The sequence below is a fragment of the Halobacillus kuroshimensis DSM 18393 genome (genome assembly GCF_000425705.1).
GTDB lineage: Bacteria > Bacillota > Bacilli > Bacillales > Halobacillaceae > Halobacillus > Halobacillus kuroshimensis.
Genome location: NZ_AUDY01000012.1, coordinates 1 through 23477 on the forward strand (window position 1 = coordinate 1; position 23477 = coordinate 23477).

The 23477-nt window shown below is 49.0% G+C and carries 26 protein-coding genes, 2 tRNA genes, 1 other RNA gene and 1 other annotated feature; of the genes, 7 read left to right on the top strand and 22 right to left on the bottom strand.

Going from position 1 to position 23477, the window contains the following annotated elements; translation table 11 throughout:
- Positions 1-271 precede the first annotated feature (271 nt).
- From H615_RS0114510 to tadA, 7 genes are all read right to left on the bottom strand, one after another.
- Complete coding sequence (locus tag H615_RS0114510; protein WP_027955824.1) at positions 272-535, bottom strand: pro-sigmaK processing inhibitor BofA family protein; 264 nt, start codon at positions 533-535, stop codon at positions 272-274.
- A gap of 71 nt (positions 536-606) precedes the next feature.
- Entirely contained in the window at positions 607-822 is a 216-nt protein-coding gene (locus H615_RS0114515; RefSeq protein ID WP_027955825.1) for a YaaL family protein, read from the bottom strand.
- Between the two features lie 15 nt (positions 823-837).
- On the bottom strand, positions 838-1434 hold the full coding sequence (gene recR / locus H615_RS0114520) for a recombination mediator RecR (RefSeq protein ID WP_027955826.1): 597 nt from the start codon (positions 1432-1434) through the stop codon (positions 838-840).
- An 11-nt stretch (positions 1435-1445) separates the two neighbouring features.
- Complete coding sequence (locus H615_RS0114525; protein ID WP_027955827.1) at positions 1446-1763, bottom strand: YbaB/EbfC family nucleoid-associated protein; 318 nt, start codon at positions 1761-1763, stop codon at positions 1446-1448.
- 24 nt (positions 1764-1787) lie between these two features.
- Positions 1788-3512 carry a DNA polymerase III subunit gamma/tau gene (dnaX, locus tag H615_RS0114530; protein ID WP_027955828.1) on the bottom strand — a complete coding sequence of 575 codons (1725 nt, stop codon included), beginning with the start codon at positions 3510-3512 and terminating at the stop codon, positions 1788-1790.
- 187 nt (positions 3513-3699) lie between these two features.
- Positions 3700-3965, bottom strand: an RNA gene (ffs, locus tag H615_RS22125) — signal recognition particle sRNA large type.
- A gap of 50 nt (positions 3966-4015) precedes the next feature.
- Entirely contained in the window at positions 4016-4495 is a 480-nt protein-coding gene (gene tadA, locus H615_RS0114535) for a tRNA adenosine(34) deaminase TadA (RefSeq protein ID WP_027955829.1), read from the bottom strand.
- Between the two features lie 133 nt (positions 4496-4628).
- Between tadA and H615_RS0114540 the strand changes: the two genes are divergently transcribed.
- Positions 4629-5918, top strand: coding sequence for a glycosyl hydrolase family 18 protein (locus H615_RS0114540; RefSeq protein ID WP_027955830.1), 1290 nt, complete (start codon positions 4629-4631; stop codon positions 5916-5918).
- Between the two features lie 16 nt (positions 5919-5934).
- Here H615_RS0114540 and H615_RS0114545 read toward each other — a convergent pair whose 3' ends face one another.
- From H615_RS0114545 to acsA, 5 genes are all read right to left on the bottom strand, one after another.
- Entirely contained in the window at positions 5935-6717 is a 783-nt protein-coding gene (locus tag H615_RS0114545) for a DUF3891 family protein (protein WP_027955831.1), read from the bottom strand.
- Positions 6718-6863: 146 nt separating this feature from the next.
- Positions 6864-7376, bottom strand: a complete 513-nt coding sequence (locus H615_RS0114550; protein WP_027955832.1) for a type 1 glutamine amidotransferase domain-containing protein — start codon at positions 7374-7376, stop codon at positions 6864-6866.
- Between the two features lie 93 nt (positions 7377-7469).
- Complete coding sequence (locus H615_RS0114555) at positions 7470-8789, bottom strand: lysine N(6)-hydroxylase/L-ornithine N(5)-oxygenase family protein (protein WP_027955833.1); 1320 nt, start codon at positions 8787-8789, stop codon at positions 7470-7472.
- Positions 8790-8828: 39 nt separating this feature from the next.
- Entirely contained in the window at positions 8829-10127 is a 1299-nt protein-coding gene (locus H615_RS0114560) for a purine/pyrimidine permease (RefSeq protein ID WP_051254725.1), read from the bottom strand.
- 103 nt (positions 10128-10230) lie between these two features.
- Positions 10231-11940 (bottom strand): acetate--CoA ligase, encoded by a 1710-nt coding sequence (gene acsA / locus H615_RS0114565; protein WP_027955835.1) that lies wholly within the window; start codon positions 11938-11940, stop codon positions 10231-10233.
- Positions 11941-12284: 344 nt separating this feature from the next.
- On the opposite strand from acsA, the gene queF reads away from it, so the two are divergent.
- Entirely contained in the window at positions 12285-12779 is a 495-nt protein-coding gene (gene queF, locus H615_RS0114570) for a preQ(1) synthase (protein WP_027955836.1), read from the top strand.
- 72 nt (positions 12780-12851) lie between these two features.
- On the opposite strand, the gene aldA is transcribed toward queF, so the two are convergent.
- From aldA to H615_RS0114590, 4 genes are all read right to left on the bottom strand, one after another.
- A complete protein-coding gene (aldA, locus tag H615_RS0114575) occupies positions 12852-14303 on the bottom strand; it encodes an aldehyde dehydrogenase (RefSeq protein WP_027955837.1) in 1452 nt (483 codons plus the stop codon).
- A gap of 115 nt (positions 14304-14418) precedes the next feature.
- Positions 14419-14670 carry a hypothetical protein gene (locus H615_RS0114580; RefSeq protein WP_027955838.1) on the bottom strand — a complete coding sequence of 84 codons (252 nt, stop codon included), beginning with the start codon at positions 14668-14670 and terminating at the stop codon, positions 14419-14421.
- Positions 14671-14770: 100 nt separating this feature from the next.
- On the bottom strand, positions 14771-14875 hold the full coding sequence (locus tag H615_RS22130; protein WP_084163164.1) for a YjcZ family sporulation protein: 105 nt from the start codon (positions 14873-14875) through the stop codon (positions 14771-14773).
- A gap of 104 nt (positions 14876-14979) precedes the next feature.
- Positions 14980-15636: a M50 family metallopeptidase gene (locus H615_RS0114590; RefSeq protein ID WP_035532375.1), complete on the bottom strand. Its 657-nt coding sequence runs from the start codon at positions 15634-15636 to the stop codon at positions 14980-14982.
- Between the two features lie 76 nt (positions 15637-15712).
- On the opposite strand from H615_RS0114590, the gene modA reads away from it, so the two are divergent.
- Genes modA through H615_RS0114610 form a run of 4 tightly spaced genes read left to right on the top strand, consistent with a single transcriptional unit; the run spans position 15713 to position 18296 of the window.
- Positions 15713-16492, top strand: a complete 780-nt coding sequence (gene modA / locus H615_RS0114595) for a molybdate ABC transporter substrate-binding protein (RefSeq protein ID WP_027955840.1) — start codon at positions 15713-15715, stop codon at positions 16490-16492.
- A complete protein-coding gene (gene modB, locus H615_RS0114600) occupies positions 16492-17172 on the top strand; it encodes a molybdate ABC transporter permease subunit (protein WP_027955841.1) in 681 nt (226 codons plus the stop codon). The genes modA and modB overlap by 1 nt, the downstream gene beginning before the upstream one ends.
- A gap of 36 nt (positions 17173-17208) precedes the next feature.
- Positions 17209-17820: an NAD(P)-dependent oxidoreductase gene (locus H615_RS0114605; protein ID WP_027955842.1), complete on the top strand. Its 612-nt coding sequence runs from the start codon at positions 17209-17211 to the stop codon at positions 17818-17820.
- Between the two features lie 23 nt (positions 17821-17843).
- Positions 17844-18296: an NUDIX hydrolase gene (locus H615_RS0114610; protein ID WP_027955843.1), complete on the top strand. Its 453-nt coding sequence runs from the start codon at positions 17844-17846 to the stop codon at positions 18294-18296.
- 59 nt (positions 18297-18355) lie between these two features.
- Here H615_RS0114610 and H615_RS0114615 read toward each other — a convergent pair whose 3' ends face one another.
- On the bottom strand, positions 18356-19039 hold the full coding sequence (locus H615_RS0114615) for a deoxynucleoside kinase (RefSeq protein ID WP_027955844.1): 684 nt from the start codon (positions 19037-19039) through the stop codon (positions 18356-18358).
- Positions 19036-19677 (bottom strand): deoxynucleoside kinase, encoded by a 642-nt coding sequence (locus tag H615_RS0114620; protein ID WP_027955845.1) that lies wholly within the window; start codon positions 19675-19677, stop codon positions 19036-19038. The genes H615_RS0114615 and H615_RS0114620 overlap by 4 nt, the downstream gene beginning before the upstream one ends.
- A 216-nt stretch (positions 19678-19893) precedes the next feature.
- Between H615_RS0114620 and H615_RS0114625 the strand changes: the two genes are divergently transcribed.
- A tRNA-Arg gene (locus H615_RS0114625) sits at positions 19894-19966 on the top strand.
- Between the two features lie 146 nt (positions 19967-20112).
- Here the strand turns inward: H615_RS0114625 and H615_RS0114630 are convergent.
- The 4 genes from H615_RS0114630 to pdxS form a co-directional block, all read right to left on the bottom strand.
- Positions 20113-20205: transfer RNA gene (locus tag H615_RS0114630), tRNA-Ser, on the bottom strand.
- A 196-nt stretch (positions 20206-20401) separates the two neighbouring features.
- Positions 20402-21676 (bottom strand): serine--tRNA ligase, encoded by a 1275-nt coding sequence (gene serS, locus H615_RS0114635; RefSeq protein WP_027955846.1) that lies wholly within the window; start codon positions 21674-21676, stop codon positions 20402-20404.
- Positions 21677-21720: 44 nt separating this feature from the next.
- Positions 21721-21934 (bottom strand) — a binding site (T-box leader).
- Positions 21935-21969: 35 nt separating this feature from the next.
- Entirely contained in the window at positions 21970-22560 is a 591-nt protein-coding gene (gene pdxT, locus H615_RS0114640) for a pyridoxal 5'-phosphate synthase glutaminase subunit PdxT (protein WP_027955847.1), read from the bottom strand.
- A gap of 17 nt (positions 22561-22577) precedes the next feature.
- Positions 22578-23462 (bottom strand): pyridoxal 5'-phosphate synthase lyase subunit PdxS, encoded by an 885-nt coding sequence (gene pdxS, locus H615_RS0114645; RefSeq protein WP_027955848.1) that lies wholly within the window; start codon positions 23460-23462, stop codon positions 22578-22580.
- Positions 23463-23477: the final 15 nt, after the last annotated feature.

Consider the following 23477-nt stretch of genomic DNA (forward strand, 5'->3'; position numbering starts at 1 on the left):
CATGTGTTGTTTTTCATGTCAACAACTTTTTTCATTAAGTTGAGAAAGTGTTTGGCTTTCGTTTTTGGCGACAAATACTAATTTATCATGGGAAGCCGTTTGTGTCAACAACTTTTTTCATGATTTGTTTTGGCGTTTTTCAACACCGCGCCGCTCTCTTAAAGCGACAAGTAATAATTTATCACGGATACGAACCTAACGCAATAGTTTTTCGTTATTTTCTCATATTCTTTTTGTTCCACAAATAAAAGCGGCAGGGAACCCGCCGCTTTTATAAAACCCAGATATGAATGGCTGTTAACGATAGTACACCCGGAAGCCCTAAAAGAAGGGACACACCGGCTGTAAATCCATTGATTGGAATATGCAGCCCGAACTGCGCTCCAAACAGATTCACAAAAAACAAAAGAATAACGGCTACAATCAACCGCGTAAGCACAGCCCCCAACCACTTTAACGGCTTCACAGGCATGCCTGTGATTAACAAAAGGGGTACAGCGAGACTCAACAATAGAACGACCAGTATCGGATCCATAAAAAACCCCCTGTCTGATTAACTGCTCTGGAAACAGTATATGAAATCAGACAGGGGGCTAGTACAAAGGTTCAGGATAATGCGTTGATTCCTCTGTATCTTGCTTCTCTTAATAGATAGAAATACTTCGCTTTGACTAAAGCCAGATCGTTCAAACCTTCTTCACTCGGTTCAATGCTTTGTTCGATAATGGTGTTTAAGCTTTCCCATTCGTGTTTCATCTTCCTGATACGAACAAGAAGCTCCTGATCCATTTCTCTTTTTATCTTCTTCTGTTTACCGAACAAATCCATCACCTTCTTCTATAGTTCTCTCCGACCTTCCAGCGCTTTCGACAACGTTACTTCATCGGCATACTCCAAATCGCCGCCGACTGGAAGTCCGTGGGCGATCCTTGTCATCCGAATCCCTGAAGGTTTAACAAGGCGGGAGATATACATCGCTGTGGCTTCCCCTTCAATATTCGGATTCGTCGCCAGGATCAGCTCTTCGACCCCTTCATCCTTCAGCCGGTTAATCAGACTCTCGACGTTGATATCCTCAGGTCCAATCCCGTCCATAGGTGAAATCGCCCCGTGAAGAACATGGTACTTCCCACTGAATTCCTTCATTTTTTCCATGGCGATTACATCCTTAGGATCCTGCACCACACATATCAGTTTTTCATCTCTTGATTCATCCTGACAGATGGAACATGGGTCCTGGTCTGTAATATGTCCGCAGATCGAGCAGTGAGTCAGTTCACGCTTAGCGTTGACGAGGGACTTGGCAAAGTCCAGCACGTCGTCTTCTTCCATCTCCAGCACGAAAAAAGCCAGGCGGACCGCCGTTTTCGGACCGATCCCTGGCAGCTTTGTAAAACTGTCAATCAGTTTTGATATTGGTTCCGGGTAATACATGAGAATTCCTCCTAGAACATTCCTCCAGGCATCCCTTTCGTGAATTGTCCCATAGTATCATTAGTCTTATCGTCCACTTGCTTGATGACATCATTCGTCGCCGTAATGATAAGGTCCTGCAGCATTTCCACATCATCCGGATCGACTACTTCCTCATCAATGACAACATCCGTAATTTCTTTTTTCCCGTTTGCCGTCACTTTAACCATGCCGCCTCCTGCAGAAGCTTCAAAAGTCATCTCATAAAGCTCTTCCTGAGCCTTCATCATTTTCTTCTGCATTTTCTGCATTTGTTTCATCATATTGTTCATGTTTCCACCACCACGCATGGGGCATTCCTCCTTGTGGGATCGTTAGTCCTGGATTTCAATCAGGTCATCCCCGAAGTGTTTTCGGGCTTCTGAAATATGCGGGTCTTCCTGGGGCTGCTGCGGCGTACTTTCTCCGCTTTCCTCCCCGTCCACTTCCGGCACTTCATCCGGAGCCTGTTTCTGCTTCCGGACATATTCTTCTCGTAGTTCCTGCCAATTCTGTTCAGGAATCGGAATGATTGTCATCGGCTTTCCTGCATACTCCGTCAAAAGGGGTTCAATAGTCTTTTGATGCTCCAGAGCCAATGAGCAGTGGATATCATATCGGAAAGCCAGGACGAGCGCCTTCGGTGATGCAGCCCGTGGTTTGCTGTTTAACAGTGTCGCATGAGCCGGCGCGTTCTGCTGCTTGAGCGCCTCCATAAAGTCAGCCCAGCGACTCTGGATATTTTTAATCTCTTCCTTCGAAGCTTCACTCAGGACCTGCCTGATCCGCTCATATGGAACATTATACCCTTTTCTTCCTGATTTTGCAGGCGCACGTTTTTTAGCAGGCTGGGCAGAAGCCTGAGGCGCCGTTCCGCTTTCCTTTAAAGCTGTCAGCTGTTTTTCAAGCTCCTGGATTTTCCCGGACAGCTTTTCGACAGCACTGGAATCAACCGCCTGGGCTGACGGAGGACCGGCCTGTACTTCGACCATGTTCAGCATGGCGATTTCTATGAAGACTTTTGGACTTGTCGTCCATTTCATTTCCTGCTGGCAGTGGTTCAATTCACGGATCGCCTGCTGGATCCATCCGGGTGTGAGCTCTGTGGAAAGGGTCCGGAACGAATCATCCGGAATGGCACGTTCCAGATTATGTTCAAGGTCCGGAGCACTTTGATACAGCAGAAGATCTCTTAAATAATAGATAAGATCGAAAACAAAACGGCCCGGATCTTTCCCCTGCAGGATAAGATCATCCACCGCTTCCAGAGCTGACCTGGCATCCTGATCGTCCAAGGCTCTCAAGACAGCGGTAAGCTTCGCCTGCGATACGGACCCCGTCACGGCGAGGACATCGTCCATCGTCACTTCCTCTTCACTGTAGGAAACGGCCTGGTCCAACAGACTTAAGGCATCACGCATGCCACCTTCTGCCGTAAGAGCAATGATTTCCAAAGCCTCATGTGCCACGGCAATCTCTTCCGCCGCTGTGATCTTCACCATCCGGTCGACCATCGACTTTTGGGAAATCCGTTTGAAATCAAACCGCTGACACCTGGATATGATCGTCAACGGTATTTTGTGTGGTTCAGTTGTCGCCAGAATGAAGATGACGTGCTTTGGAGGTTCCTCCAGTGTTTTCAAAAGGGCGTTGAACGCACCCATGGAAAGCATGTGAACCTCATCAATGATGTAGACCTTGTACGGGACCGCACTCGGGGCATATTTGACTTTGTCCCTGATTTCACGTATCTGTTCCACCCCGTTGTTGGAGGCGGCGTCAATCTCTATGACATCAGAGATGGAGCCATCCTGGATGCCAAGACAGGCATCGCATTCATTACACGGCTCTTTCACAGGGGAGCGTTCGCAGTTGACGGCCTTTGCGAAAATTTTGGCCGCACTCGTTTTTCCCGTCCCCCTGGGTCCGGAAAATAAATACGCGTGTGAAAATTTTTCCTGTACGATTGCATTCTGCAGTGTCCGCGTAATGTGCGATTGCCCAACGACACCTTCAAAATCCCGGGGACGCCATACACGATATAAAGCCTGGTAGCTCATAAAACCGTTCTCCCTTTTTAGTTTCATCCCCATTATACCTGATAGACATTCCTGCTGTGAACCATTACCGGCAGACAAGAAGACAGTCAGGGGGATCGTCTATAAATGATAGAAAAAAGGAGCCGTTATGAACGTATCATAACGGCTCCCCTTATATGTGAATCATGTGTGTACGACTTATGTAATGCCGTGCACCCACCTTCGATGGCAGAGCCCTAAGCGTTACTTATGGTTGTGGCTCGACCCAGGCACTCCCGCGGCACACGGGAGGGTCAGCTTACTGCTGCTTCCTTCCGGACCTGACAGGGTTCACTGGTTCCCGTTGCGCAGGACCTGAGTGTCAACACCACTCACATAAGGCAGACCTTAAAGCTGTGCCACCTCGGGTGGGAATTCGGCCTCGCTATAGCGGATTGCGAGTACAGGGCACCGCTACCTCCCCGCTTAGCACGGCATAAACAAGTATAGCGATTTTCAGCAAAAAATGCAATGATTTCATGCTGTTAATTATCTACAGCCGGTTTCTTTTTCTTTTTCGACCGGAGGCTGCGGAAAAAATGAGACAGCATCTCCCCGCATGCTTCTCCCAGCACACCGGGCACAACTTCTGATCGATGGTTGAAACGATTATCCTCCAAAAGCTGGTACAAGCTTCCGGCACAGCCGGCTTTAGGATCGGCCGCTCCGTATACGACCCGGGAAATTCTCGACTGCAGAATGGCTCCTGCACACATGGGACAGGGCTCCAAGGTCACATATAACGTGCAGTCCTCCAGACGCCAGCTGCCCTCATGCTCATTGGCACGCTCAATCGCAATGAATTCTGCATGGGATGAAGCGCGCTGGGATTGTTCGCGCTGATTGTACCCGGAAGCAATCACCTGGTTGTCTTTGACGATGACAGCACCAATCGGCACTTCTCCTTCCGCCTCTGCTTTTTCTGCTTCCACCATGGCAAGCTTCATAAAGTGCTCATCTTCCATCCGTACCACCTCCTTTTCCTATAGAAAGACTAATATAAAAAGTCCTGTTCCTCGAACCCAGAAAGGGATTTTAAGAATAAATCCGTTTTTTTGTTTCATACATTGGTAAAGGATGAGAAAGGATGTGAGACATGTGCAGATTCATATTGTTCAAGAGGGAGACTCTGTGTATTCGATCGCCCGTCTTTATGATAGTACGCCAAACGATATCATCGAAGCAAACGAATTAGAGACGCCGGGTAAACTTGTCATCGGTCAGGCTCTTGTGGTTCCTATCGTCGGACAATACTATTTTGTTCAGCCGGGAGACCGTTTAAATACCATTGCTGAACAATTCAATACGACGGCGGATCGTCTGGCAGCCGTCAATGGACTGAATACGGACAGCACTCTCGCTGTCGGGCTGCGGCTTTATATTCCAGACCAGCCCCCAACACCAATTACGAGCAATGCTTACATTGAACCCTATGGAGGGACCGTCTCCGACACACTGCGGCAGTCAGCAGAGAGCCGGGCCGTGAACTTGACCTATCTGGCCCCCTTCAGCTATGAAATCCAGGAGGACGGCACATTAAAAGCACCCCCGCTCGACAATTTCAAGGAGATTGCCAGGAAAAACGATGCGGTCCTCATGATGGTCGTCACCAACCTTGCTGATGACGGGTTCAGTGCAGAACTGGGCAGAAAAATTCTCAGCGACGAGGCCCTCCAAGACAAACTGCTCGATGAAATCATTCAAATTACGAAACAGGTAGGATTCAAGGATGTCCATTTTGATATGGAATTCCTTCCACCGGATATGAAAGAATCCTATAATCAATTTCTTCGAAAAGCAAAACAGCGTCTTTCCAAGGAAGGACTGCTCATTTCGACAGCGCTCGCGCCCAAAACGAGTGCCGACCAGAAAGGGGCCTGGTATGAAGCCCACGATTATCAAGCCCACGGCGAAATCGTAGACTTCGTCGTCCTGATGACCTACGAGTGGGGATACAGCGGCGGTCCGCCACGGGCCGTGTCTCCGATCGGTCCTGTCACAGATGTTGTAAATTATGCATTGTCAGAAATGCCGGCTCAGAAAATTCTGCTTGGTCAGAACCTCTATGGATATGACTGGACCCTGCCGTACGAACCGGGGGGAGAATTCGCCAAAGCCCTCAGTCCGCAGCAGGCTATTCAGACAGCCCGGAAAAATAATGTGGCGATTTCCTACGACCAGAAGGAGCAGGCCCCCTATTTCACGTATACGGATGGAGAGGGGAAAAAGCATGAGGTGTGGTTCGAAGACGCCAGATCCATACAAAAGAAATTCGATCTGATTAAGGAAAAGAACCTGCTTGGAATCAGCTACTGGAAGCTCGGACTATCCTTCCCCCAGAACTGGGTCCTTCTCAGCAATCAATTCAGCGTAAAAAAGAATCCATAAAAGAAGCCGCTTCTCATCAGAGAGGCGGCTTTTCTTCTTTTCCAACAAAGGTGACCGTGACCGGATCAATATCAGCCTCACGGAAAGCCTCGGTCAATCCACGGCGCTGGATGTCCTCTTTAGACACTCTCCGGTAAGGAATCTGCACATGGAAGGACTGTTCAAATGGAAACGGATCGAGGACGACCTGACGTGCGCTGTCCCACTGAGGATATATCCCCTCCGGCGCAAAATCGAACGCCTGCCTGAACCCGTCCTTAAACCACGGGATTTCCTCTTCCTTCGGTGTTCCCGGTTCCTGCATGCACACATACAAAGAAAGATCATCACAGAACTGAAGGCGTTTGAAGTGAAGATGATAGACGTCGTATGGAATGTCCATTTCCATCCATTCATACAAATCCTTCCGCCGCTTCTCCTCCTGCTTCAGGAATTCAACAATCAACGGTTCATGGCTGTCCTCCTGAAAGAAGGAGGCGTAATGCATGCTGCACAGCATCCCTGCATAAAAGGACTGGGAAGCCACCTCTCCAATTCCGCGCTCATAGGCCTGAAGTTTTTCCTGGAGTGGATAATCGACAAACGTATACGGACGGTTCTTTTCTTCGTTCCATAAAGGCTTCTCATCCAAAGGAATCCAGGCCCGGTCATGCTGGCGGATGGCCCAGTCCGCTTCTTCCCGAAGCTTCGAGCGCAGCAGAAAATGATTTTTCCAATGATCAACGAGGTTTCCCGAAATGCCGGCATGTTCGTGCTGGGGTATCATGATGAAGTGGTCCGTCTTCTCAATAACAATCATAAACGATCCTCCTAGTTCTTCATCCATTATGTAGGCAGACTTGTCCTTCCATTATATAGGATCATACGACCACTCACCACCGCTGGATCCAATGGATAGAAAAAGAGCCGTGGGGGAAATCCCCCGCGGCCCCATGGTGACGCAGATTATTTAAGAAGTTTCAATGCTTCGCGGTTGAAGGCAGGAATGTCATCCGGCTGTCGGCTGGTCACCAGCTGATCCTGACAAACGACGACTTCCTGGTCCTTATAATCCACGCCGGCATACTCCATATCGACAGCAATCGATTTGAACCCTGTAGCTGTACGGCCTTCCAGTGTTTTGGCTGTAATCAACAGCTGAGGTCCGTGGCAGATCGCGAAGACAGGCTTCTTCTCATCCATAAAATGTTTAGCGAAGGAAACGAACTTCTCATCTCCACGGAGAATATCCGGGGAAAATCCGCCCGGGATGAACAAGGCATCGAAGTCTTCCGGTTTTACATCATCGATGGACGTATCGATTTTGACCGAGGCTTCTCCCTGCTTGCCTTCCACTTCTTTTCCGGCTTCCCATTCGATTGTTGTCACTTCATGACCTTCCTTGGAAAAGGCATCCGCCGGCTGTGTATATTCGACATCTTCAAAATGGGACGTTACGAGACATGCAATCTTACTCATGAAAACTCAACTCCTTGAAAGATTTGTCAATTATTTTTTCCATAGATTGTCTTCCCGTTTGGCAGGCTTTTAAACACCGGTAACAGATTCAGGTTACTTCGGATGCTTCATGGAGAAGGTCTGGAATGTGGTATCCTTTTGATTTTTATACACTTCCCTGCCGGCAATGGTGTTGATGATATGAACATTGCGGTGAACGGAAAGGCCAAGGTTCGTTGCCCCTGCCCCGTGCGAATGCACCAGGTTCGTCAAGGTGAAGAAGTGATGGTCCCGGCCGTCCTTGAATTCCAGCTGGTAGTCACGGGACACCTTATACATCTGATCGGCCTCCCATTCAACCTCATCCTTATAGCGGTCCATAAACCATGACGGAAGATGAGGCTTGTAGCCCGTGGCAAACACCACTTTGTCGGCATGATACGTGTAGTCATACTCCTCCTGCCATTGGCGGCACTGAAGATCATATCCTCCCTTTTCTGACGCTTCAATACCTTTGATCTCTGTCATCGGCTGGATAAGGACACGGCTGTCTTCCATCGCTGTCGTCCGGTGGTACAGTTTTGTATAGAGTCGTGTGAGCGTGTCCGGAGCAATCCCTTTTCGGAGCGGGTCAAGCGTACTCAACGCTTCTTTCCGCTGGTCAAAGCTCAGACTATGAAAATAATCCACATAATCAGGAGTGAACATCTCCTGGGCAAATTTCGCCGTATCAAGCTGGAACAATCCGCCCGATCTCGTCAAAAGCGTCACTTTCATATCACTGCGCTCCTGATCCTCCAATAGATCGAGGAAAACTTCAAGCGCACTTTGACCGGAACCGATGACCGCTACATGACGAGATTTCAGCAGCTGATCCTTTTGGAAAAGGTAACGGCTCGTATGAAGCACATCTTCATTCGGCAGGCGGTCCATTCCATCCAGGACGATCGGTTCGTTCCCAGTCCCCATCACGACGTGCCTGGACCGGTAATGCTTTCTTTCGCCGGTCGTCGTCTCTTCGACAATCACTTCATAGTGCGGCGTCTTTTCTTCGTTATGATCGATCACATCTATGACCGTATGGCCGAAATGCAGGCCATCCACCTGTTTGGCCACCCACTGCATATAATGATTGAACTCCTGTCTTGGTATTTCAAAATGGCGGTGGAAGAAAAACGGAAACATACGATTGTGTTCGTGCAGGTAATTGATAAATGTATAAGGACTCTTCGGATCAGCAAATGTGACAAGGTCGGCCAAAAACGGAACTTGAAGATCCATTTTTTCTATGAGCATGCCGGGATGCCAGTTGAACTCGATCGCCTGTTCAAAAAACAAACCGTCCACTTCGTCCGTCTGGTCGGCAAGTGCGGCAAGTCCAAGGTTGAAAGGCCCGATGCCGATACCGATGATGTCTTTGATTTCTTTAGCCATAAAATACACTTCCTCTATCCATCCCGTACGCCGGGATAATTAATTTGGTTCCTTCCATAACTGGTTCAATGTAATGACGAGTACTGTTCCAATGAGAAGTCCATTGCTTAGAAGATTCTGGAGCACACCAGGGAGTCCTGTGAATACGTCCGGCGGCAGAAACATCAGTCCAATTCCGAGCAGAAAGGACAGGCCTAGAATCGTCAGTTTCCGCTGATCGAGTGGTTCCATCGTCAAGTTCGACAAGCCGAGTCCCATCAACTGCACAAACGTAGCTAAAAGCGCTGCATTCGCCACCGGAGCGGGAACGGAAGATATGAACCTGACCACAGGTGGAAACAAAGACAGACCTGTCAGGAGCAGGGAAGCATAAAGGAACGGCTGCTTCCGTTTCTGTCCGGTCAGCTGCATAAATCCGGATGAGGAAGCCAGTGAGACGTTGGCCACCGCAGAAAAAAGGGCGGTCAGGCCGTGGTTGAGGCCCAGAAAGCCGCTCCCCCGGTTGATCTGATCGTATGTATACCGGGGCTTTCCATATATGGTCTGGCTGACAGCGATAACCGAAGCCACTAAATTCGACAGTAGAATCACTGCAGTAATCAATCCTAAGGGAAGAGTACCGAGAGTCATGGCCGGAGGCCCCCAGGCAAAAACTTCAGGAAGGGCAAACCACTCGACGGCTGTAGATTCAGCACCCTGCGCCGGAACAGCTATTTCATACAATACCCATCCTGCGCTGATCCCAATCAGTACAGCAAAACTTTTCATCCATCCCCGTCCAGTGATAGAAAGCCCAAGAACAAGGGCAAGCGTGACAAAAGCCGTCCACGCATCTGTCCCGTCGATGCCTTCCGCTCCTTCCTGAAGGCCGAGCATCCCTTCAAGAAAGGTTCCGCTCAACTGAATCGTCAGCATAAATAAAAAAGCGCCGGTCACAAAAGGGGTAAAGACGAACAAAACCCGGTGGGACAATTTGAACAAGCCGAATAAAACTAAAAACAGTCCGGTCCACAGCATCGTCCCCTCCAGCACTTGAAGCGTCTCCATATAGGTATCCCCGTTCTGTTTTCCACTGAAAGCCATAACGGCGAAAATACTGATCCAAATACCAGCCGGACCTTCCATGATCGGAAGCTTATGACCGATCACTCCTTGAAGAAAGGATGCCGCCCCTACTACAAATAACGTCCGCTGCATCAACCAGGCAACCTCCGGAAAGGAAAGGCCGAACAAAGAGCCGATCACGATCGGCAGGGCGACAGCACTTGCCAGAAGAAACACAAACCACTGAACGGTTTCCAACGTCTCTGTCATCCAATGCGTTGATTGATTTTCCATTCTATCCACCTGCTGTCTACACTGATTTTTTCTACAAAAAACGTCATCGTTCCACGTGAAACGACAAATAGAAAAGCACAGCGGAAGGCTGTGCTTTTCCTGCTTATTCTTCTAATGTGGACGTATCGCCTGTCGGAAGCCCGAGCTCCCACGACTTCAGTAACCGCCGCATGATTTTACCACTTCTCGTTTTCGGTATCGTGTCCTTGATTTCAATTTCACGAGGGGCGGCATGGGCGCTGAGTCCCTTTTTCACAAACTGGCGGATTTCCTCCAGCAGCTCATCGGACTGCTCGTATCCATCCCTCAGTGTAATAAAGGCTTTTATAATTTCGCCCCGCTCTGGATCTGGTTTACCGATGACACCAGCTTCTGCCACCGCTTCATGTTCAATCAGTTTACTTTCCACCTCAAAAGGCCCTACGCGTTCGCCGGACGTGTTGATGACATCATCCAGACGGCCCTGGAACCAGAAGTAGCCATCTTCATCCTTATAAGCACTGTCCCCAGAGACGTACCAGCCGTTCAGGAAGTAGCTTTCGTACTTTCCGGGATTGTTCCAGACGGCACGCATCATGGACGGCCATCCTTCTTTAATAGCGAGGTTCCCCATCTGGTTGTCTGGGAGTTCGTTTCCTTCGTTATCTACGATGGCTGCCTCAATACCCGGGAACGGTTTACCCATCGATCCCGGACGAATATCCATTGCCGGATAGTTACAAATCAGCATCCCGCCGGTCTCCGTCATCCACCACGTATCATGGATCCGCAGATCAAAGGCGGATAATCCCCATGTCACAACTTCAGGGTTCAATGGTTCTCCCACACTCAATACGTGTCGGAGTGATGATAAGTCATGCTTTCCTGCCGCGTCTTTACCAGCGCTCAACAATTTACGGAAGGCTGTGGGCGCCGAATACCAAACCGACACATCATGAGCCGCAATCGTTCCGTACCAGTCATCCGGGCTGAAACGTCCACCGCGGATCACGTTGGTCACTCCGTTCAGCCACGGAGCGAATATTCCGTAGCTTGTACCGGTCACCCACCCGGGATCGGCGGTACACCAGTACACGTCGCCTTCCTTCAGATCGAGCACCCATTTTCCTGTTTGATAGTGCTGGATCATCGCATTGTGAACGTGGTAGACACCCTTCGGCTTTCCTGTTGAACCGGAAGTATAGTGAAGGAGCATTCCATCCTCCAAATCGACCCATTCCACATCAAAGGATTCAGAGGCGGCCTTCATTTCCTCTTCATAGGAAATGTAGTTGCCAGGCGCTTCCCCGCCCACAAGGACAATCTGCTTCAAGTGCGGCAGATCATCGGCAGGTACACGCTCCAGCAAATCCGGAGTTGTGATCAGCATCGTCGCTTCGCTGTCCTCCAGACGATCTCGGACCGCCTGCTCCATAAAGGCTTCAAACAACGGGCCTGCGATCGCTCCCACCTTCAAAATACCAAAGAAGGCCGCATAAAATTCCGGGCTTCTCGGCATGAAAAGGAAGACACGGTCCCCTTTTTCTATATGGTGTTTTTTCAACACGTTGGCAAATTGGTTACTTTTTCTGCTCAGGTCCAGGAAACTCAGCGTTTCCTTCCTGTCCGGTGCGGAATAGATCAACGCCGGCTGATCTTTCTTGTCCGGATTTTCCGCATGGCGGTCAATTGCTTCATAAGCGGCATTGACCCGTCCGGTCTCGTTCCAAGTAAAATGCTGCTTTGCATCGTCCCATTGAAAATTTTCATACGTCTGCTTGTAGTTTTCCATGTTGTGATTGCCTGATCGAGCTGGAATTGGCTGCATGTCCATTAAATCACCTCATTAGAATGTTTTTTGTAAACGTTTTCTGCATGTGGCAAAACAAAGCTCTGAAGGAAATCAGAGCCGCGCATTTTTTCTGAAAATTTCACGAATTACTTCTATTGTAGGGGATTATGAATGATTTTTAAAGAGTATTCTCCAAAGATTTACAGAAACGGGGCGGATGCCGTAGGAAATTGACAGGTTTCTCCTCCCTTCTATATAATAAACCCAACAGAACAAAGAGGTTTCTTAGCCCATCCCTCTATAAAAAACTAAGGATGTAGACGACACAAGCCGCTGCCCTTAGAGGCAGCGGCTTTTTATTTTACTTAAATGGAGGAGACGATATTATGCCAGGACGAAATGAAGAGGAGCTTCCCCTTTCCTTACTCGGAAATCAGGGAACAAGCTATTCGTTTGAATATGATCCGGAGGTACTGGAAACGTTCGACAACCAGCACCCGAACCGTGATTACTTTGTTAAATTCAACTGTCCGGAATTCACCACTCTCTGTCCGAAAACGAGACAGCCGGACTTTGCCACGATTTACATCAGCTACATCCCCGATGTGAAGATGGTGGAAAGTAAATCACTCAAGCTTTATCTGTTCAGTTTCCGCAACCACGGCGACTTCCACGAGGACAGTGTGAACACAATCATGAACGACCTGATTGAACTCATGGACCCTCGCTACATCGAAGTGTGGGGGAAATTCACACCACGAGGCGGTATTTCCATTGATCCGTTCTGTAACTATGGAAAGTCTGGAACGAAATATGAGCAGATGGCCGATCACCGTCTGATGAATCACGATCTTTACCCTGAAAAAATCGACAACCGCTGAAGAAAGACCAAGCGTTCCGTCAAAGACGATCCTATACGAAGGAGCTGCCCCGGTGGGACAGCTCCTTTTGGTTTACTGTTTATCGTTTTTATACTGCATATAGACGACCTGGGTTACGAGGAAGTCTTCCATGCCGTGTTTACCATCGGCACCACCGAGGCCGGATTTCTTCATACCCGCATGATAGCCTTGAACAGCTTCGAAGTTTTCACGGTTCACAAATGTCTCCCCGAACTTCAGCTCGTTCACGACACGCATCGCTTCATTCATATCTTCCGTATAAACAGAAGAGGAAAGACCGTATTCCGTGTCATTTCCTTTTTCAATCGCTTCATCCAGCGTCTTGAATGTGGAAATCGGGATGACCGGACCGAAAATCTCTTCATGCATAATGTTCATATCATGGGTGACATTCGTCAAAATGGTCGGCTTATAGAAGAACCCTTTGTCCATGTCTGCGCGTTCCCCGCCAATTTCAATGTGGGCACCATCATCCACAGCCTCTTTGACCATGGATTCCACTTCTTCGATGCGGTCCATACTGACGAGCGGACCAACATCGGCTTGTTTATTTTCACGCGGGTTACCGAGTGTTTTATTTTCGAAGTTATGACGCAGCTTGCTGATCAGTTCTTCTGCGACACTTTCGTGTACATAAACACGCTCGGCGTTCGTACACGCCTGTCCATTATTGGCTAAACGGGAAGTCGTTATGTTTTCCGCCGCTACATCCAGATCTGCGCTGGCTGTTACGATAGCCGGCGCTTTACCGCCGAGTTCAAGGTTGACCTTCGTAATATTCTGAGCAGCCGCTTCCATGACTTTCGTTCCGGCTCCCACACTTCCCGTCATCGTAATCATGTGGACATCTTTATGCTTGGCAAGGGTATTGCCGATCTCAGAGCCTGTTCCTGTGACAAGGTTGTAGACCCCTTTAGGAATTTCCTCCATGCTGTCGATAATTTTCGTGAATTCGACAGCTGTATTCGGTGTCTGCTGACTTGGTTTCAAGACGAGTGTACAGCCGGTAACAAGCGCTGTCGCTACTTTTCTTGCCAGAATAAACATCGGGAAATTCCATGGAACAATTCCGGCTACGACACCAATCGGCTTTTTATAAATGAATATATTTTCGTTTGCACGATCACTTGGGACAATTTCCCCTTCAATGCGGCGGGCCCATTCCGACATATACCGGAAATAATCAATCGCGAGATCTATTTCTCCGCTGGCCAGCTCATAATCTTTCCCCTGCTCTTCCTGAAGGAGATCAATGAACCGGTCACGGTTTTCTTCAATTTTATCTCCAAGGCGCCGGACGATTTTACCGCGCTCGATATTCGGAGTCAGTTCCCAGCCCTTCTGCGCAGCTGCTGCTGCTTCCACTGCTTTGTTCACATCCTCCTCCGTCCCTTTTGGAATACGGGAGATGACTTCCTCTGTGGCTGGATTAACGACGTCAATCCACTCTGATCCATGTGACTGTGTATATTCACCATTAATGTATAATTGATGTTCCTTCATTGATGATCCTCCTCCATGCTTTTGTCTCCTTCGTTCCACTTTGTTTCCTCAATTAAACGACAGAATGTGTTAAGTTTTCAGCGGACCATATAAAAAAGCCTTGAACATCAAGGCTTCACCATTCTAGAATATATCCCTTCACCTGCTTCATTTCTCCTGTTTCCACTTTTTGATCTCCTTGAAAATAAGGATGCTCTTCATCCAGGTGATACGTAATCGTTTCCGGGTCCAGGTACAGCTTGTACTCCAGATCTGTGACCTTATGAAGCGTGATTCCCGGTACGGTCGTCTGATCTTCTCCTTCACGGACAAGAAGAATATCAATCTGGTTGTATCCTTCCGTCAGCAGTTGTTCCTTTAAATCCATAGTTGGACTCCCCCGTCCTTTTTTTATAGTTCGTTTTACCCTTCCCGTACCTTTCACAAACTACAAATATGTAAGAGCGGGAAAAAATCCCGCTGTCTATTTAATAACCGTATCCACGGCCGCCCATGTAAGAAGCACCGATAATGATCAAAAGGATGAACAAAACAACCAACAGTGCGAAACCACCGCCGTATCCTCCGCTCATTTCTTCCCCTCCTCTCTTTCCTACCTTATTACCTTATTCAGGCGGATAAGGAAAGACAGGGCAGGTGCGGATTTTGAAAGAATTCCCCAGGTGTCTGCACATTTTCAAAAAGTAAAGACACGCTTCAGGGAAAGAAAAGCAAAATAGACAGCCTGAAGAAAGAACAGCACGCCCCATACCGGAGATGGGATGATCCGGAAGGCACGGGCCAGATTGGCGGCATCACCGGCCTGCCCCGGCGACACGAAGCTGATCCACATAATTTCAAACGCACTGGTTACAGACTCGACAAGAACGAGGGAGGCGAGCAGAAGAAGGACATACTGCACAATCGTGTCATGCCCTGTCCGGAGCAGCCAGATAAAACCGGCACCAAAGGTCACAATCCAGAACACTCCATAGATATTCCGCACCCAGAAAAGCAGGTTCACAGCAAGGAAGGCAAGGAGGATGTATATCACCCAGGACCAGTATCCCTTACTGATGAAATAGAAAAAAACAAAAGCTGTGAAGGAAGCCGCTATATATCCCGAAAGGCTTGTCACCACATGGCTCAGCCACGAACTATGACCGGTCAGCGTAACACCGGACGTATTCGGGAATAAAGAGATATGTCTCACTTCCCCACCTGTCAATAAAGCTGTGAGAGAATGACCGGTTTCATGTATCATAGTATTCAAGACTGCAAAATATTTCCCGGCAACGGGAAGCTGGGTCAACAAAAGCGCCAGAACCAGCGCGGTGATGATTTGGAGTTTCATTGTATTCAACCTTTCTTTTTCATGGATGTTTTTCTGCCCTGTCACCGAATCAACAAAGGCCGAAAGGAGGCTGTTTATGAAAAAAAGCATATGGGCCGCTTCCGTATTCCTTCTCTTCTTTTCAGCCGGATGCGCGAATGCCAGTGAAAAACCGACCGTGACCATTGCTGCTGCAGCCAGTTTAACAGATGTCATGGAGGAAATCGTTCCTTCCTATGAAGAGGCCTGTAACGTCGATGTGACCTTATTATTAGGAAGTTCCGGTAAATTGGCACGTCAGATTGAGCAGGGGGCTCCCGTCGACGTTTTTCTATCCGCCGATACCCGATGGACGACCTACTTAAAAGAACGTGGATACACAGATGACGCGCAGATGGAAACCTTTGCGGAAAACCGGCTCGTCGTTATCAGTCATCATGAACACGCAGCGGCAGGCTCCCTGGAGGCATTGAAAAGTGCGGCCGAAGATCAAACAACAGCCATCGGTAATCCCGACAGCGTCCCTGCTGGTACATATACGAAACAGGCGTTGGAAACGATTCACCTTTGGGATCAGATGGAGGATCAGATGGTCTTTGCCGGAGATGTCCGGCAGGTGCTCACTTATGTAGAATCCGGCGACGCGGACTATGGTGTCGTCTATGCCAGTGATGCCTTCACATCCGATAAGGTACACGTCACCGCAGAAGTCGACCCTTCTTTACACGAATCGATCATTTATCCCGCCGCAGTCATCACAAAAAGCCGGACTGAGGAGGCTGCCTCTGACTTTATAACCTTCCTGTCTACAGAAGCAGCCGGTAAAACTTTAGAAAACTACGGTTTTACCGCTATAGGAGATGAAACGAACAAATGATGAGCATCAGTCCTCTCTTCCTCTCCTTAAAAGTAGCAGCCATCGCCACCATCATCGTTTTCATATCCGGGACGCTTGCAGCACGATTGATTTCCCGGAAAATATTTCCCGGGAAAAGTCTGCTGGAATCACTATTTCTTCTGCCTCTTGTCCTCCCGCCGACCGTCATTGGCTTTTGTCTACTATATGCGTTCGGCAGGAATGGCTGGGCTGGGCGGATATTGATGCACTGGTTTGACCTGCAGGTGGTGTTCAGCTGGACAGGAGCTGTCATCGCTTCCGCCGTCGTCTCATTCCCGCTGATGTATCAAAGTGCGGCGGCTGCTTTTCAAAACTATGATACACAGCTGGAAAATGCCGCTCATAATCTTGGTGCTTCCAGAGGAAAGGTCTTCTTCACGATCGCGCTGCCGCTGGCCTGGCCGGGACTGCTTGCCGGTCTTGTCATGGCATTCGCCCGTTCTCTCGGAGAATTCGGAGCGACGTTGATGGTGGCCGGCTATATTCCGGGAGAAACCGACACCATTCCTCTTGCCATCTACTTTGCCGTCGAATCCGGACGGATGGAGGAAGCTCTCCTTTGGGTGCTTACAATTATCGCGCTCGGATTCAGTGCCGTATACTGGCTGCAGACATGGAGCAGACGGAAAATCAATTTTTTCAGGCATCATTCTTCCTGAATGGGCGTTTCTAAAATATATCAATGAGGTGAGATCATGAAAATTGTTGTTTTTGGTTCTACCGGTGGAACAGGAAAGGCCTTTGTCGAACAGGCCCTGGAATCCGGCCATGACGTTACCGCTTTTCTGAGGAATCCCCATAAGCTCGGTATAAATCATGAACGTTTGAATAGGGTACAAGGGGACGCAAGGAATGAGGAGGATGTGTGTCAGGCCGTCCTCGGACAGGAGGCCATTGTCTCCTGTCTCGGTTCAGAATCGTTAAAAGACCGCAGCACCCTGACCATTATGACGGAAAACATCCTGACCGCTTCCGCGCAGCATAACATCAAGCGGTTGCTGTACGTCGCCTCTGCCGGGCTGTACAATGAAATTCCCGGACTGACCGGATGGATGAGCCGGATGATTTTGAAAAACGTCCTGCACGATCACCGCCGGGCGGTCAATGCGATCATAGCAGCGGATATGGATTATACGATTGCCCGTCCGATGCGCCTCCTGGATGGACCTGTCACAGGGAACTACCGGACGTCCGAAACGGTGCCGCAGGATGGCAGAAGCATTTCGAGAGGAGATGTGGCCCATTTTCTGCTTCACGCACTTGAAGAGGACACCTATGTAAAGGAAACAACAGGACTCGCTGATTAACGGTTCGAAAGGAGAACAGCCATATGGGATATGTAGAAGATTTAAGGGCTCTTGTCGGTCACCGGCCGTTGATCTTCGTCGGGGCTGTCGTCGTGATCGTGGATGACCAGGGGCGCATCCTTCTGCAGCAGCGAACCTCCCCGCACGGCGTCTGGGGGCTGCCCGGGGGATTGATGGAACTCGGGGAAAGCACAGAAGAGACAGCCAAACGGGAAGTGTGGGAGGAAACGGGGCTGACGGTCGACAAGCTGAACCTATTCAATGTGTACTCCGGGGCAGACCAATTTATCCGGGCTGATAACGGCGATGAATTTTACGTTGTCACAACGGCTTATGATACGGATACATACTCCGGGGATTACCGCATGGACCCGAGAGAGTCACTGCAGTTTAAGTTTACGCCGCCCGATAAGCTTCCTGCCTCGATGGTCGGCAGCCACCGGAAAATGATCCACGATTATTTAAAGAAAACATAAAAAACCGGTACGATGATCAGCGGTGATCATCGTACCGGTTTTTTTCATTTATACCCATGTTACGTCAGCAGACGGCTGGAACGCCATTTACGGGACTGCTGGATAAAGTGACCGATTTTTTCAAGGACCGGCTCAATGCTGTTTTCGTCATTGAGGACATCATAGTCCGCAATGTTCAGGCGCAGCACAGGGCAGGAGTTGAAGTTGTCGATCCAGTTGTCATAACGGTTGAACATTTCCTCCCAGTATTCGACAGGTGTTTCCTGTTCCATCGGACGTCCACGCTCTTTAATACGGCCGAGAACATCATCGAAGGAACCTTCCAGATAAATAAGAAGGTCAGGATGAGGGAAATAGGGTGTCATGACCATGGCATCGAACAGATTACGGTACGTTTCATAATCCGTTCCTGACATCGTTCCTTTTTCATAGTGCATACGGGCAAAGATGCCGGTATCTTCATAAATGGAACGGTCCTGGATGAATCCGCCCCCGTATTCGAAGATTTTCTTCTGCTCCTTGAAGCGTTCAGCCAGGAAATAAATCTGCAGGTGGAAACTCCAGCGTTCAAAATCCTGGTAAAATTTATCAAGATACGGATTGGTCTCCACTTTTTCAAAAGATGTCCGGAATTTGAGAGCATCCGCAATCGCATTCGTCATCGTAGATTTTCCGACGCCGACGGTTCCGGCAATCGTGATGACACTATCATGTGGAATACCGTAGCGTTCACGTGCATTCATTTGATAACTTCTCCTTTATTTAAATGCTGTTCAACTTGAGCAACAATGTAGTTTAAATCGTCCTGATGCTTTACGAAATCCAAATGATCCCCATTGAGGCGGATCACAGGGATGTCTGGATGCGAGGCTTCAAAATGGCTCATGAAATCCTCATAATCCTGGGAAAGCTGTTCAAGATAAGCGGGCTGAATATTGGCCTCCACATCACGGTTCCGCATACGGATGCGGTCCATTAGTGTATCTAGGCTCGCATGAAGATAAACGACCATATTCGGTTTAGGCATATCATGTGTTAATATATCAAAAATCTGTGCGTATTTATCAAATTGTTCTTCTCTAAGGGTTCGACGGGCGAATATCATATTTTTTGAAATATGATAATCCGCTACAACAGGCTTGCCAGCTTGCAGATATTTACGTTCAATGTCTTCCAGCTGCTTGAAACGATTGCAAAGGAAAAACATTTCCGTCTGGAAGCTCCATTCTTCAATATTGTCATAAAACTTGCCTAAAAACGGGTTCTCCTCAACGATTTCCTTTAACAAGTGAAAATCAAACTGGGAGGCGAGCTTTTTAGACAGAGACGTTTTCCCCACCCCAATGGGCCCTTCAACGGAAATGAAAGGTAGATCTCCCATCGCTGTTCCTCCTTCAAACTCTATTCAAGCGGGATCAGCCGTTCAGCGGCCTACCCTTGTTCTTTTTCGACTACAAAAAACGATCCTTTTTGACAGACAGGTATCATTTTATCACATCCACCTGTCGGAAGTAACAGGGGGAGATGCATTTTCAGCAAAAGGATTCCTTTGCAATCTCTGGATTCTTTAGTATAATATGACTCGTACGCTTCACAGGCCCCCGTAGCTCAGGGGATAGAGCATCGGTTTCCTAAACCGTGTGCCGCAGGTTCGAATCCTGCCGGGGGCATTCTCTATAAACATCAGCACTCTGCCGGATCCAGGCAGGGTGTTTTTTTATATCAGCATCATTTGGGCAAAAAAAAATCGTTACACGTAGTAACGATTTCTGTTCTATAAATCTCCAATATTTATGCGCGATTGTTATAAATAAAATGGCGGAGGAGGAGGGATTCGAACCCCCGCGGGGCGTAAACCCCCTGGCGGTTTTCAAGACCGCTCCCTTCAGCCAAACTTGGGTACTCCTCCGTGTGACCGACAAGTAATATATTATCACGGCCTGTAGTGACCGTCAACACTCTCCGTGAATTTTTTATAAAAATTTGTCGAAAGGATCCGGGTGATTCCACCTCGTTATTATACAAAGCCCCGGCGCTGCAGTCAAACCTGCGTCTGCCTATAATAAAGAGCGGCGTGGAGGCACTCCCGCCGCTCTTCTGCTGTTTTATCGGATGACTTCTTTTCCACCCATATATGGGCGGAGAACTTCTGGTACAACGACGGTACCGTCCGCCTGCTGATAGTTCTCCAGAATAGCGGCGACGGTACGGCCGATCGCAAGGCCGGAACCGTTCAGCGTATGGACAAATTCCGGGCGCCCTTTTTCTTCACGGCGGAAACGGATACCGGCACGACGCGCCTGGAAATCCTCGAAGTTGGAGCAGGAGCTGATTTCCCGGTAGGTTTCCTGGCTCGGGATCCATACTTCGATGTCGTATTTCTTAGCGGCTGTAAACCCAAGATCACCGGTACACATGCTCATGACGCGGTAGGGAAGCTTCAACAGCTGAAGGACTTTTTCAGCATGCCCTGTCAATTCTTCAAGCACATGGTAGGATTCCTCAGGTTTGGCCAGCTGGACAAGTTCGACTTTGTTGAACTGGTGCTGACGGATGAGTCCGCGCGTGTCACGTCCGGCAGAGCCGGCTTCAGAACGGAAGTTGGTGCTGAAGGCGACAAATTTCTGCGGCAGGTCCTCGCTGGACAGAATCTCTTCTCTGTAGTAGTTCGTTACAGGCACCTCTGCGGTCGGGACAAGGAAGTAATCCCAGTCTTCAATCTTAAAGGCGTCTTCTTCGAATTTCGGCAGCTGGCCCGTTCCTGTCATAGATGTACGGTTGACCATCTGTGGGGGCAGCATTTCCTGATAGCCGTGATCATCGGCATGCAGGTCCATCATGAAGTTCAGAAGCGCACGCTCCAGGCGGGCACCGATGCCTTTATAAAAGACAAACCGGCTGCCGGTTACTTTTCCTGCGCGTTCAAAGTCGAGAATGCCAAGGTCTGTGGCGATATCCCAGTGGGGTTTCGCTTCAAAATCGAAAACAGGCGTTTCTCCAGAGCGGCGGGCTTCGATGTTATCCTCTTCATCCTCTCCGACAGGTACGCTTTCATGAGGGATGTTCGGAATGGATAAGAGGAGCGTTTCCAGCTTCTCTTCCACTACCTTCAGCTCTGTGTCGAGCGTTTTGATACGGTCACCGACTTCGCGCATTTCTGTAATCTTGTCATCGGCGTCCCCTTTGTTTTTCTTCAGCTGGGAGATTTCCTTGGAAACGTCATTACGGCGCGCTTTCAGCTCCTCAGTCTCCTGAATCAGCTCACGACGGCGGCTGTCGAGTTCACCAAAGGCGTCTAAATCAGACAGGTCTTCGCCCCGCTTCTCCAGCTTTGCTTTCACTTCATCAAAGTTCTGTCGTAAAAATTTCATATCCAACATGTGTATGTCCTCCTTTTTTTCATATAAAAAAACTCCCGTCCCATATAAGGGACGAGAGCTTTGTTTATGCTTCCCGCGATACCACCCAGGTTGAAGGTTCAGGACCTTCCGGCTCGACTCATAACGGTGAGGGGCCGGTCCGGCGTTATCAGCCGGACACTCAAGGATGGATTCACATGGCTCTTCCGTCAGTTTTCACCTGCCACTGACTCTCTGGGGGAAGAGGAACATGCTACTATGTCCTGTCATCGCGTTCATTCTTATTTAGTGATCTTAGATTAGCTGAATTCACCTTACATTGCAAGGCTTTTTCGGGAATGCTCCACCATTTTTACAAAATGTAAAACTAAACGGTGGTCATCTGTCAGTTCAGGGTGGAAGGAACAGGCGAGGTAGTGATCCTGCTGAGCAGCCACAATATGACCATCATAGCGGGCCAGTACCTTCGTCTCTTCCCCTACTCCCTCGATATAAGGAGCTCGAATGAACACAGCTGTAAACTGATCGGCGACTCCGTCGATATCCAGGTCGGCTTCAAAGCTTTCCCTTTGTCTGCCGAATGCATTACGGCGGACTTTGATATCCATCAGTCCGAGATGGACATCATACGAGCCGTCAATTTCAGAGGCAAGCAGGATCAACCCTGCACACGTACCGAAGATCGGCTTCCCCTGCTTTCCGAATTCACGAATCGGTTCAAGGAAGTCATACTTATCAATCAAGCGGCGGATCGCTGTGCTTTCACCGCCGGGAATAATCAGTCCGTCAATGTCTTCCAGCTGTTCTTTTTTCTTAACAACAACGCCGGTGGCACCAGAGGCTTCCACAGAGCGGATGTGCTCACGAAAAGCTCCCTGCAGACCTAATACACCGATAGTAGTCATGCTGCATTCTCCTTTTCTTACTGACTGCGCTCCTGCATACGCTGATCAGGAGTAAGCGTGGACATTTCCATGCCTTTCATCGCTGTTCCAAGTCCTTTGGACAACTCGCCGATCAGTTTGTAATCGTCGTAGTGAGTCGTAGCTTCTACAATCGCACGGGCAAACTGAGCAGGGTTGTTGGACTTGAAGATACCGGAACCGACGAATACGCCGTCCGCACCAAGCTGCATCATAAGCGCAGCATCAGCTGGTGTCGCAATTCCGCCTGCAGCGAAGTTGACGACAGGAAGGCGGCCTTCTTCACGGATCTCCATAAGAAGGTCGAATGGTGCACCGTTTTCCTTGGCAAAGACCATCACTTCGTCTTCCGCAAGGCTTTGAAGGTGACGGATTTCTGATTGGATCTGACGCATATGACGGACAGCTTCCACGATGTTTCCTGTTCCCGGCTCACCTTTTGTACGAAGCATAGATGCGCCTTCACGGATACGGCGTGTCGCCTCACCGATGTTACGGCATCCGCAAACAAATGGAACTGTGTAATCATCTTTTTTGATGTGGTAGATTTCATCAGCTGGTGTCAGTACTTCACTTTCATCGATGTAGTCGACACCCATCGCTTCAAGTACACGGGCTTCTGCAATGTGGCCGATACGTGCTTTGGCCATGACAGGGATGGATACAGCATTCATCACTTCTTCAACAATTGTCGGGTCAGCCATACGAGCTACGCCGCCGGCCGCACGAATGTCGGCTGGAACACGCTCAAGGGCCATAACCGCCACCGCACCTGCTTCTTCTGCAATCTTCGCCTGCTCTGCATTGACAACGTCCATGATGACGCCGCCTTTCTGCATTTCAGCCATTCCACGTTTTACGCGATCAGTACCTGTTTGTGACATGTTAATTTCCTCCCT